Annotated in this window: 11 protein-coding genes; 4 read left to right on the top strand and 7 right to left on the bottom strand. The window is 47.2% G+C overall.

Annotation, left to right across the window (positions count from 1 at the left end):
• Positions 1-336: 336 nt before the first annotated feature.
• Positions 337-1,029 carry an outer membrane protein gene (locus OCU49_RS11000; protein WP_261845033.1) on the top strand — a complete coding sequence of 231 codons (693 nt, stop codon included), beginning with the start codon at positions 337-339 and terminating at the stop codon, positions 1,027-1,029.
• A gap of 103 nt (positions 1,030-1,132) precedes the next feature.
• On the opposite strand, the gene chrA is transcribed toward OCU49_RS11000, so the two are convergent.
• Complete coding sequence (chrA, locus tag OCU49_RS10995; RefSeq protein ID WP_261845032.1) at positions 1,133-2,380, bottom strand: chromate efflux transporter; 1,248 nt, start codon at positions 2,378-2,380, stop codon at positions 1,133-1,135.
• Positions 2,381-2,686: 306 nt separating this feature from the next.
• Positions 2,687-4,339 carry a nitric oxide reductase transcriptional regulator NorR gene (gene norR / locus OCU49_RS10990; RefSeq protein ID WP_261845031.1) on the bottom strand — a complete coding sequence of 551 codons (1,653 nt, stop codon included), beginning with the start codon at positions 4,337-4,339 and terminating at the stop codon, positions 2,687-2,689.
• A gap of 317 nt (positions 4,340-4,656) precedes the next feature.
• Here norR and OCU49_RS10985 point away from each other — a divergent pair, with 317 nt between their 5' ends.
• The gene (locus OCU49_RS10985) at positions 4,657-5,049 is read left to right on the top strand and encodes a hypothetical protein (protein WP_261845030.1); all 393 of its coding nucleotides are present in this window, start codon (positions 4,657-4,659) and stop codon (positions 5,047-5,049) included.
• Positions 5,050-5,117: 68 nt separating this feature from the next.
• Positions 5,118-6,305, top strand: a complete 1,188-nt coding sequence (hmpA, locus tag OCU49_RS10980) for an NO-inducible flavohemoprotein (protein ID WP_261845029.1) — start codon at positions 5,118-5,120, stop codon at positions 6,303-6,305.
• Between the two features lie 200 nt (positions 6,306-6,505).
• Here hmpA and OCU49_RS10975 read toward each other — a convergent pair whose 3' ends face one another.
• From OCU49_RS10975 to fos, 3 genes are all read right to left on the bottom strand, one after another.
• The gene (locus tag OCU49_RS10975; RefSeq protein ID WP_261845028.1) at positions 6,506-7,474 is read right to left on the bottom strand and encodes a permease; all 969 of its coding nucleotides are present in this window, start codon (positions 7,472-7,474) and stop codon (positions 6,506-6,508) included.
• 130 nt (positions 7,475-7,604) lie between these two features.
• Complete coding sequence (locus OCU49_RS10970; protein ID WP_261845027.1) at positions 7,605-7,889, bottom strand: ArsR/SmtB family transcription factor; 285 nt, start codon at positions 7,887-7,889, stop codon at positions 7,605-7,607.
• Between the two features lie 114 nt (positions 7,890-8,003).
• Positions 8,004-8,402 carry a fosfomycin resistance glutathione transferase gene (fos, locus tag OCU49_RS10965; protein WP_261845026.1) on the bottom strand — a complete coding sequence of 133 codons (399 nt, stop codon included), beginning with the start codon at positions 8,400-8,402 and terminating at the stop codon, positions 8,004-8,006.
• A 352-nt stretch (positions 8,403-8,754) separates the two neighbouring features.
• On the opposite strand from fos, the gene OCU49_RS10960 reads away from it, so the two are divergent.
• Positions 8,755-9,681 carry a DMT family transporter gene (locus OCU49_RS10960; protein WP_261845025.1) on the top strand — a complete coding sequence of 309 codons (927 nt, stop codon included), beginning with the start codon at positions 8,755-8,757 and terminating at the stop codon, positions 9,679-9,681.
• A 29-nt stretch (positions 9,682-9,710) separates the two neighbouring features.
• On the opposite strand, the gene OCU49_RS10955 is transcribed toward OCU49_RS10960, so the two are convergent.
• Positions 9,711-10,400, bottom strand: coding sequence for a hypothetical protein (locus OCU49_RS10955; RefSeq protein ID WP_261845024.1), 690 nt, complete (start codon positions 10,398-10,400; stop codon positions 9,711-9,713).
• Between the two features lie 177 nt (positions 10,401-10,577).
• Complete coding sequence (locus OCU49_RS10950; RefSeq protein ID WP_261845023.1) at positions 10,578-11,507, bottom strand: AEC family transporter; 930 nt, start codon at positions 11,505-11,507, stop codon at positions 10,578-10,580.
• Positions 11,508-11,658: the final 151 nt, after the last annotated feature.

Raw genomic sequence — 11,658 nt, 5'->3', positions numbered from 1 at the left:
CCTACGCCAGCAAAATATTCGCAATACTTCGCAACAGACTGACTAAAACTACTCAGATAAAACTACTTAGACTCTTTACGTATTCACCTTCCCATCTACGTAGTAATACGTAGCAACGAGCTTGCTTACAAATTCTATCCGCTCACATCTCTGCTGATCATTTGAAATATTTTCACAACTCTCAGAACTAATCTTTGAATCACAAGTCATAATCCTTACAATTTAATTGTGCACTATTTAATGGCTAACAATTAAAATATGCGATGTGAACCTGAACCACTAATGAGTAACTTTAAGCAGGAACCTGGCAACAGGTTTTAATGACAGGAAAAATCGATGCAAAGTACATTTATGAAACGCAGTTTAGTTTCCACACTGGTTCTGGCAGGTGTAATAAGCGCACCTCTCGCACAGGCAGATGATGGCTGGTACGGCGAAATTAGCATTCTCAGCGCTGACGTTGACGACACTTCACTTAACAGCACAGGCCGTAACGTTACTGCTGCCTTCGATGAAGACACCGCATTCAGCATTGCCGGCGGTTACAGCTATGAAGCTAACACTCTCGGCAACATCCGTATCGAAGCCGAATACCTGGCGACTGAAAACGATACTGAGAGTGTAAATTTCAATGGCAACAACTTCCCGGCAAACGGCCAGTCTGTAGGCGGTAGCATTGAAACTAAAACATTATTCCTTAACGTCACTCAGGAGTTTGCCACCTCCTCCGACACCTTTACCCCTTATATTGGTGTAGGCATAGGATATGCGGATGTCGACAGCAGTATTTCCTACGGACCAACCGCCAACATTACCGACAGCGATAATGCATTCGCGTATCAGGTACAGGCGGGATTAGATGTGAAGTTCACCGATCAGTTAACCGGCTTTGCAGAATACCGCTATGTAGCGATCGATGATGTAGATCTGAACCGTTTCGGTGGCGGCCCGGGAGGCTTACAAAACACCAGCCAGAGCGGTGACCTGGATTTTGACGCCATTAGCCTCGGCTTAAGATACAACTTCTGATTTCCCTTTAGACGTACGTCCCCAAAGCGGTCTGACTCAATGCTTCCCAGCCTGACAGTCAGCACCGCTTTTTTTATACGTGTAACCTTATTGCTAACCGACGTTAAGCCAGCGCCCATGTAAGACTTGCCGCTACACACCAGAGCACGACCCACAGCGGCGACAAACGCCAGATAACCAGCATAAGAAAGCCAATTACACCTATTGCCAGATCTACCGGTTCAGTCACTGCACTGACAAAAATAGGGTCATAGAGCGCAGCCCCCAGCAAGCCAACAACAACCGCATTAACACCCGCAATAGCCCGCGCCGCTGACGCTCCCTGAGATACTTTTTGCCACAACGGCAGGCAGCCCACCAATAGCAGGAAACCCGGCAGGAAAATACTCAGTACAGCCAGTAATCCGCCACCAACACCGCCGAGGCCATCAGGCAGCACACTGCCCAGGTAAGCCGCTAAAGAAAACATTGGGCCAGGCAATGCCTGTGCAGCCCCATAACCTGCCAGAAAATCTTCTGAACTGATCCAGCCCGGCGCCACAACTGCATCTTCAAGCATTGGCAAGACTACGTGCCCGCCACCAAAAACCATTGCTCCGGCCTGATAGAACCCCTGAATTGCTGCCACAACACCGTTGCCATCGCTTAACAGCGGTAAACCTGCAAATAACAGAGCGAATATAGCCAGGCAGGTACAGCCAAATTTAACGCCATAATTAAGTTGTAACGCAGCCGCTGGTTCTGGCTTTACATCACGACATAGCCAGATACCTGCTGCAGCACCCGCCCCGACAAGTAATAACTGAACTGAAGCGGTACCAATAATAAGCACTACTGCCGCTGACAACAGCGCCATTGCAGCACGGGTATTATCCGGACAGAGCTGCCGGGACATGCCAAGCACACCTTGCGCGACCACGGCCAGCGCAACAATTTTTAAGCCATGAATCGCTGCTGTTCCCGCTTCGCCTGAAAAATACGGTAAACAATATGCGAACAGCAACATCAGCACGACCGATGGACCAGTAAAAGCCAAAAATGCGGCCAGCGCACCACCCCAGCCTGCACGCATTAATCCCAGACTAAACCCCATCTGACTGCTCGCCGGCCCCGGCAAAAACTGGCAAATAGCCAGCAGCTGAGCAAACTGACTATCTGTCAGCCAGCGCTGCTTTTCGACTAACTCAGTACGAAAATAACCTATATGTGCCACAGGCCCGCCAAAAGACGTAAAACCAAGCTTAAGAAACGTCAGAAATACCTGCAAGACTGATGACTGAGGTATGTCAGCCCGTTCGGGATCAAAGTTAGAATCAGTTGAAGAGTTAGAAGATGAGTCTGGGGATTGCATATACAAACCTGTAAAAATTAGATTTAGCTGAAAAGCCATTTACCTGAAAAAGCACAAAAGCTGCAATAATAAATGTCAAATATGACAAACACATGTCTGCATTCAGACGTTGAAAGAATTCCGCAAGCGGCGACAATTTTACACACTGAAATGTCGAAAAAATGTATTACAGAAGCTATTTCAAAACCCGTATCGATTGAAATGTCTTATAAACCCTAAACCAGCCTTTCAGCCGGACTGTGCATCCTTGCTTCATCCTCTTTCATCTGGCTGCCCTCATCTGACAGCCCTTCACCTGACAGTTCTTTATCTAACAATAATTTCCCTGACTACTTCGATTTCGAGCCTTTTCGCCAGACGCACCAGATTTGCCCGGTCTGTCTGTAAATCCCGCGCTGCTGCGGCCCAGTTTCCATCGTTATGCTGCAACTGCCGGAGAATCAGCTGCTTCTGAAACTCCTCTGTCGCTGTTTTTAACCCCTCACTTGCCCCAGGAACAAATACAGGCCCGCTATTATCAGAACTACTTCCTTCAACCCCGCTTGCGAACGCTGAGTCAGCTTCATGCTTATCCTGTTCTGAAGAAACCTCTTCAGAGATATCGGCAGTATTTGCTATTTGTGGCATCAGTAGCCCTAAATGCTCGGCTTGCACCTGAACAATGCTGCCTGCGCTGGCTGCACGGGCAATCAGTGCTGCACGGCTTATAACATGTTCCAGCTCACGGACATTCCCTGGCCAGTCATAAGCATCCAGCACCTGCACCGCATCATCTCTCAGCAACAACTGACGCATACCAAGCTTACGCCTTGTCGCCTCACAGAAATAACCGGCCAGTAACGCGGCATCACCTTGTCTGTCGCGCAATGGCGGCACCTTTATTGGATACACATTAAGCCGGTGATACAGATCAGCCCGAAATCTTTGCTCTGCGACCTCTTTTTCAAGCACACGGTTGGTTGCTGCCAGCACCCGTACATCAACCTTATCAACTTTATCCTGACCAACCGGCTGTATTTCATGACTTTGCAGCGCCCTAAGCAGCTTACTCTGGGCAGCCAGTGGTAATTCACCTATCTCATCGAGAAACAGCGTGCCGCCATCCGCCAGGCTGAATTTACCCGCCCGGTTTCGATCAGCCCCGGTAAAGGCACCTTTCACGTGACCAAACAATTCACTTTCAACCAGATTCTCCGGAATAGCCGCACAGTTAACATATACCAGCGGTCCCTGGCTTCTATTCGAACGGCTATGTAAGGTGCGGGCAATTAACTCTTTACCTACCCCCGTTTCACCTTCAATCAGAATCGCATAGTCAGAAGGTGCAACTAAGGTAATTTCCCGTTGCAGCTTTTGCATTGCATTGCTGTCACCTATCAGCTCACCGCCGTCTTTATTCAATGCCTCCTGGGTTAGCTCAGCAACAACACTTTCAACATGCTGGGAATGATGCTCGAGACGCTCCAGCAACATAGCCGTTTTCAGGCTTGCCGCCGACATAGCAGCAATCAGCTCAAGTGAGCGCCCGGGAATATCATCAAATGCTCCCGGCAGCATACTGTCCATCGTCAGCACACCAATGATCTGATCATCTGCCAACAGCGGTAGACCCATACAGGCATGAATAGGTAAATCGCCATCGTGCTCCGGCAACATGCCGTCATAAGGATCAGGCAAATCACAATCAGAAGAGAATCTCACCGGCACAGTAGAAGCATGAATTGTTGCCAGACGGGGATGCTCCTGCAGTGTAAAACGACGCCCGAGAATTTCCCGGTGCAGCCCTTTTTGAGCCAGTGGTTTTAACACTTCACCCTGCAACCTCAGTAAGACAACAGCATCGCACTGAATGTGACTTCGCACTGTGTTTAGTAAGCGCTCAAAACGATCACTGGCGGTCACACTGTTAGCCATATCGACAGCAAGTTGCAACAGCGCAGTATGGGAAAGCGGGCTCATATGTTTTCTCTCAAAACTGATTAATCAGCCTGGTCAAGGTAGCTATCTACACCAATCAGGTTACTGATGAATTATATGCATGCAGAAGTAATAAATACACAAATATGTCAAATAGACCTTTATTTTACAGAGTCATTTTGACCTCTATATTTTAAATTAACTTTAATAAACCATCATAAATATTTGTTTTATAGTAATTTTAAAATAATGGCACGTATCCTGTAATAACAAAGACATAAAGCACCGGCACAGGTGCAAAACAGTCTATGCGATACAGGGCGACGTTTCTGACGTCACCGAAAAAGGAAGTACCTGTCATGATAAGTAACTCTAATAACAAGTCACTGCCCGACTTTGAGCGGCCAGATAACACTTCAGCTGCCCTGCTGACACCCCTGCCAACACAGCTGGAACTGGCTGCAGAACTGCAGCGGGCAAACACCCTGGTAACCGCCGGCAACAGCTTACTCACTTGCTCGGTTGTAATGCTCCTGGCAACCATTTTCACCGCCTACGTCATACCTGATCAGGTGACATTACAGATCCAGATTATCAGCCATATCGGCATGCTTATTTTTGCTACTGGCCTGAAGTTTGGTTACGTACTTCGCCTCACTGGCCAGCACCGCATAAAGCAATATCACAAGCAGATACTGCAAGCTGAAAAGCTGCGCAAACAAGATAACCACTACGGCCTGTGTAACGCATAACCCCGCTAGACAGACTGAATCTATAAAAATCTAAACCTATAACAAGCAATACCTAAGAAGGAAATTCTATGCTATCCCAGCAACATATCGATACCGTTAAAAGCACCATTCCCCTGCTGGAAAGTGTTGGCAGCAAGATCACTGAACATTTCTACGTCCGGATGTTTAAGCACAACCCGGAGCTTAAAGATATTTTCAACATGAGCCATCAGCAGAGCGGTGGTCAGTCTGTGGCTCTATTCAATGCACTGGCAGCTTACGCAACCCATATTGATAATCTGCCGGTTCTGACGGCAGCTGTAGAACGTATCGCGCAGAAACATACCAGCTTTTACATCCAACCTGAGCATTACGACATCGTTGGCCACCATCTGATAGAGACTCTGCGCGAGCTGGCATCAGATGCCTTTACACCTGAGATCGAAGAAGCCTGGGTTGCCGCCTACGGACTGCTGGCTTCAGTATTCATAAACCGTGAAGGTACTCTTTATAAAGAACGTGCAGCTACCGAGGGTGGCTGGGAAGGCCCACGCCGCTTCCGCCTGATCGAAAAGCGTATCGAATCAGAGCTGGTTAAGAGCCTGGTATTCGAGCCAATCGATGGCAAGCCAGTCATTGGCTACCAGCCTGGCCAATACCTGGGTGTTAAAGTGACGCCTACCGGTAGCGAACACATTGAAATTCGCCAGTACTCTCTGTCAGATAAAGCCAATGGCGAAACGTACCGTATTTCGGTTAAGCGTGAAGCAATGGGTATTCCTGGACTGGTATCAAACTACCTGCATGACGGCCTGCGCCTCAATGAAGAAGTTGAACTGCTGGCACCAGCAGGTGACTTCTTCTTCACTGACCAGCAACGCCCGGTTGTCGCGATTTCAGCCGGCGTCGGCCTGACACCAATGGTCAGCATTGTGGAAACTCTGGCCGGACAAGGCTATAGCCAGCCGGTGCACTTCCTGCATGCCTGTGAAAACGTTGAGCAGCATTCTTTCAGAAAACGCGTTGGCCATCTGACTGAAGTATTGCCACTCACTGCCCACACCTGGTACAACCAGGACCACAGCGATGCCAAAAACACCCATCACGGCCTGATGGATCTGAGTCAGATCAGTGAAGAATTACCACTGAGCAATGGCGACTTCTACCTGTGCGGCCCTACGCCTTTCATGCGTTTTATTAAACAGCAACTGATCACCCTGGGCGCTACTGAAGAACAGATCCACTACGAAGTATTCGGCCCGCATCAGGACTTCTAATCAGTAATTACTGAATAGCAAAACGCCGTTACCCTTTTGATAACGGCGTTTATTTTGAGCATAGCCTTACTGCCAAACCATCCATTTCTCTTCGCACCAAAAAGACAATATCGTTTATATAACAGTAAATTAAGCCATTAAGTTAATGTAATATCTAAATAAAATATACCAACAAACATGCAGTAAAAACCTAACCCACTTCAGGTAAGAATAATATGATCGAATGCAAAGCCCCCCAGTACAGCCATTGTAAAGATCACACTTAAAAACGCGGCCAGTAATGGCCAGTAAAACAACCGGCGTAACAGAATTACCTCAGGCAGGCTCGCACCACCACTGCCTATCACCAGTGCGATAATCGCCCCCATGCTGACACCTTTTGCCAGAAACGAGCCAACTAAAGGCATCAGAGCAGTCACCCGCATATACAACGGAATACCGATCAGTGCAGCAACTGGCACAGCAACAGGGTTATCCGTACTGGCTACTTCTGCAAAAAAATCTGCTGGCACGAAACCATGTACAACCGCACCTATAAGCATTGCTATCAACATATACGGAAACATGCTCCGGAACAGACCCCAGCTGTCAGCCCAGGCTTTCTGCCATATTGAGTCAGGTACAGCAGGCTTACAGCCACTAGCTGAGTCTGTAGAGCAACTCTCTGCACCACTGCCGCAGCCTTTTTTACCTGACTCAAGCATTTCCGTTTTGATGAAGCGATCAAAATTAAACTTTTGCAATAAGTAACCAGCCAGGATCGAAGCAGTAAGCGCTAATCCTGCATACCACAGGGTAACTTTCAGACCCAACACAGGTATGAATAGTGCAATTACTATCGGGTTTAACAACGGCGATGTGAACAGAAAAGTCATTGTTGGACCAAAACCGGCGCGTGCTTTTAACAAACCAACCAGCATAGGTATGGTTGAACAACTGCAAAACGGTGTTACCGCACCAAGCCCGGCAGCGGTTATATAACCCCGACCACTGCGCGCACCTAACAGCCGCTGTATTTTTTCAGCAGGTAACTTCTGATTAATCAGCCCCACCGCAAAGCTGATTGCCAGAAACAATACCGTTAACTCAGTAAACAACTGCAAAAACATCAGACCGCTTTCCTGCAGCATCACTTGCATTTCTGGTGTCAGGAAACCTTCACTGAACATGATTCACCTCTGAAAATTTAATTTAATATTTCTAAATATATCAAATTATATAGTTAAAAAAATGCAGCCCAAATGGCTGCGTCTCTTTTAGCTCACATAAATAGCGGCAAGGCATAGAAGATCATATCGTTTACAAAGTACAACACTCAGACTCAAGAAAGCCTGTCAGTTCACGCAAGGCATCCAGCTCTGCAATACAGTACAAGGTTCTGCCCTCGCGGCGCTGGGTCAACAAACCAACCCCTTTGAGTCGGTTAATATGATGCGATAACGTCGGCCCGGCAACATCCAGATGCTTCTGTATATCCCCTACCGGCAGACCATCACGCCCTGCTTTTACCAACAACCGAAAAACGGCTAAACGGGTAGTGTGGCCTAATTCTGCAAGGCGCTGCGCTGCTATTTCGTGTTCCATTTTCTATTCCAAACGCTCTTGGTTGCTGAGCTGGGTTCAATATATGCCAATGATAAATATATTTCAATATTTTTGGAAATATAATATTAGATATCGTTTAACTAAGGTCCTAAGTTACAACCAGACAAGCCCCTTATAAGGTTCTTTCTGTAAAGCTGTCAGCCTGCTTTGCAGACTACCACAGTGAATCTCTAGCTTGTGCCCATCCGGATCTAACAAATACAGGGAATCCCCTTCACTTTGATTAGTCTTCCAGCAGGTAACACCTGCTTCCTGCAATAACCGGGTAACCTGATTAAAATCATCCTGCCTGGTATCAAACGCGATATGACTATAATCACTTTTTGTATCCGGCTCATCCAGCGATAAACACAGCCACAAATCCCCCAATGAGAGATATGCACCCCGCTCCCACTTCACATGGCCAGAAAAACCTAACAACTCAATATAAAACCCAAGCGATGCATCAATATCCCTGACTGCCAGCGTTATATGATTTAAACCCGTTAACATATTTAGTCTCCACCGCCGTCTGATCCATCAAAACTACCCTGATCATAGTCTATTTCGAGACGTTTATGATGCTCAAAACACCTGATCAAGGGTTTAATATTCTGCTGGCATTCTTTATCTGGTCAACGCAGGCCTCAGCAATAAATGCCTCAACAACAGAAACACTATCAAACATGCAATCCCTGCAAATAAGCACTCCATTTTTCACTTCCTGATAAAATATTCAGATTTGCTTTTTGTATCACAAAAGACCGCCACACTAATCAAAGAATGGCCGCTAACTTTCTGCTGACAATCTGGATTTTTTACTTCAGTATGGCCGTCTGCTCATAACAAGCCATGGACGAACCCAGTGTCAGACACACGTAATAACACCTTATCATCACCCTACTTATTGCTGGCTTTAGCGCCGCTGTTCTGGGGCGGTAATGCGGTGGTCGGTAAACTGGCGATAACCGAATGGAATGCCATAGAATTTACCTTTCTACGCTGGGTATTTGCCGTCGCACTAATTGGGTTTATGGCCCGTGCACATCTGAAGAAAGACTGGCCTGCCATCCGAGAAAATTGGTGGAAGCTGGCACTTATGGGCGGTTTCGGCTTTGTCGGCTTTAACCTCTGCTTATATGGTGCGCTCCACTATACCAGTGCTATTAACGTATCTATTGAACAGGCTGCTATTCCGGTAGTCATCATGCTTTTGAACCGAGTTCTGTTTAGTCAGCAGGTATTTGGCTTACAAGTTCTCGGTGTCGTTATTGCTACTATTGGCGTTATCATCACGGTAACCCAGGGCAACCCGGCAATGTTACTGAATGAAGGCCTCAACCGCGGCGATGCCATTATGATCATCGCAATCGTCTTCTATTCAGCATATAGCGTCAGCTTACGCTGGCGCCCCGAGATTCATGACCTGAGCTTTATCTTTTCGCTGGCGGTTGTATCCCTTACCGTACTGCTGCCACTGATTGCCTGGAACGCACAGAGCCGCGGGCTGCCAGAGATCAACGCCGATAACGTTTTACTGATCATCTACGTAGCAATATTCCCATCCTTCCTGGCACAACTGTTTTATGCCAAAGGTGTTGCCCGTATCGGTGCAAACAGAGGTGGTATTTTTATTAACCTGGTACCAATTTTTGGAGCGCTGCTTGCAGTACTGGTACTTGGGGAAGAATTTAAGATATACCACTTGGTAGGGCTGACACTGGTACTGGCCGGAATCGGCCTAGCGGAATGGATTGTAAGGCAACACAATAAAAAACAAGGGGCAGGATAAACCCGCCCCTGCGTTTCAGCCGGTATGTATCAGGCGACAGCCGGCTTCTCACGAAACAGATAAAACTGAAGAATAACCACTGCTTTCGTCAGCGCACTGACAGTACCCGTCATAATTAGCGGCCAGCCATCAGCAAAACCAATCACCAGACCAAAAGCGATGTTGGACAAATCTTTCATTCCAAAGATGACGTTCATCGAAAGTGACAACGCACCGGTCGACTTCTCTTCACGGATCTTACGAATCTGCTGAATACCACCCTGCAGCATTATCAACGTCGCACCAACCGCAAGGAAGATCGACGCCGAACGACCAATAAACAACTTGTCTTCCCTTACGCCAATACACAGAATGGCCACTGCCATCAGCAACACGCCCGACAGGAAAGGTAATCGCTGGGATAAAGGCTTGCGGTCACGGAAGATTTCGTACAACACAACCAGTGTCATAGAAGCGGCAAGCAGCCGGGTAACGAACAGGTAATAATCTATTTCCACCAGCATGATGGAATAGAGAAAGAACGCATAAAAAGCGACAAAGCTGGAAAAGAAGCTGTTAACTGACAATGAACGGGTTGCATAACCGGCTTCGCTGTTCTGCGGATCATTTTTGCGAGCGTTAATACGGCGATATTGCTTCACCAGCCCGAACAGACAGCCAAGAAACATCAGGGAGCTGAGCATCCCGACAGCGTTATATAAAAACTCGTGAGTGAACATGATAAACCTTATGCAGTTACGGTCGGACCGTGAAGGCGCGAGAGTATAGCAAAAGGTCTGGCAAAAAGTTGCACTGCAAGCTAACAGAATACGACAAATCTGCTGCGTAAATGCGCGAAACAGTTAACACCGGTAATCCCAGCTTTCAGATTAACGTCTATCGCGCAATTTACTCAGTTACACATTAAGCATTGGCAGCAACAAACTAAGCGTAATAGGCAACGTGAAGAAAGCCACCAGCGTCTGCACTGTAATAATCGATGCCATTGCCTGAGCATTACCACCCATCTGACGCGCCAACACATATGACGATGGCGCAGTAGGCACCGCCATGAAAATCACCACCACTATAACTGTCAGCCCTTCCAGCCCAAGCCACTGGCCAATTAACAGCGCCACTACCGGCTTCACCAGAAACTGAATAACCGAGGTAAAGGCAATCATCTCCATACTGCTGCCAACATTTCCTAAACGTAACGCAGCACCCACTGCCAGCAACGCCATTGGTAATGCAGTTTTACCCAGCATCAGTAACAAATTATCCAGCGAAGCCGTCAGGCCAATACCACTGAGGTTAAGCGTTAAGCCAATGAGGCAGCCAATAATTAACGGATTAGTAATCAACTGATACGGCAGCTTCAGCCAGCCACCATCCTTACGGTTAGCCACAGAGAACACGGAAACACTGAGAATATTCACCGATATAACAATAATAACCGTCGCCAACGCGCCAATCATTAAGCCTTCAGCCCCGAACAGGTTATCCGCCAGCGCCAGAGCGACGAAGCTGTTAAACCGCACTCCTCCCTGAAACACAGAGGTAAAAGACGGCATATCTACCGGCCGGATCAAACTTTGCCAAAGCACGATCAATGCGCTGCAAAACAATAACACCATCACCAACGTGGCAAACACTTCAAACCAGGCAAGGTCCTGCAATGATTTATTCGCCAGCGAAACCACCAGCAAAGAAGGTGCAAACAGATAGTAGGTGAGTTTTTCGAGGCCGTTCCAAACAGGCTCACCCACTTTAAAATACTGGCGCGCAAGATAACCGATCAACACGGTCAGGGTTACAGGTATCAAGGCTTCAATGGCGAGTGGCATAACAGACTCCGAAGAAATCTCACAGCTATATGGTTTGATTTCTGACTAGCTTACGCCTGCTTAAACAACAATAAAAATTATACTTTTTATCTTAAATGTTAAAATTTATTTATGAGTTAAAACTCTTCAGCAATGGTTTCTGCTCTTAAAT

This window comes from Aliamphritea ceti, from assembly GCF_024347215.1.
GTDB classification, from domain to species: Bacteria; Pseudomonadota; Gammaproteobacteria; order Pseudomonadales; family Balneatricaceae; genus Amphritea; species Amphritea ceti.
This window is presented reverse-complemented; position numbering and strand designations above follow the sequence as displayed.

Coding starts and splice junctions, on each gene's coding strand:
- OCU49_RS10975 (WP_261845028.1), bottom strand. CDS start 7,474: ATGTTCAGTGAAGGTTTCCTGACACCAGAAATGCAAGTGATGCTGCAG.
- chrA (WP_261845032.1), bottom strand. CDS start 2,380: ATGCAATCCCCAGACTCATCTTCTAACTCTTCAACTGATTCTAACTTT.
- OCU49_RS10985 (WP_261845030.1), top strand. CDS start 4,657: ATGATAAGTAACTCTAATAACAAGTCACTGCCCGACTTTGAGCGGCCA.
- norR (WP_261845031.1), bottom strand. CDS start 4,339: ATGAGCCCGCTTTCCCATACTGCGCTGTTGCAACTTGCTGTCGATATG.
- OCU49_RS10955 (WP_261845024.1), bottom strand. CDS start 10,400: ATGTTCACTCACGAGTTTTTATATAACGCTGTCGGGATGCTCAGCTCC.
- hmpA (WP_261845029.1), top strand. CDS start 5,118: ATGCTATCCCAGCAACATATCGATACCGTTAAAAGCACCATTCCCCTG.
- OCU49_RS11000 (WP_261845033.1), top strand. CDS start 337: ATGCAAAGTACATTTATGAAACGCAGTTTAGTTTCCACACTGGTTCTG.
- OCU49_RS10970 (WP_261845027.1), bottom strand. CDS start 7,889: ATGGAACACGAAATAGCAGCGCAGCGCCTTGCAGAATTAGGCCACACT.
- fos (WP_261845026.1), bottom strand. CDS start 8,402: ATGTTAACGGGTTTAAATCATATAACGCTGGCAGTCAGGGATATTGAT.
- OCU49_RS10950 (WP_261845023.1), bottom strand. CDS start 11,507: ATGCCACTCGCCATTGAAGCCTTGATACCTGTAACCCTGACCGTGTTG.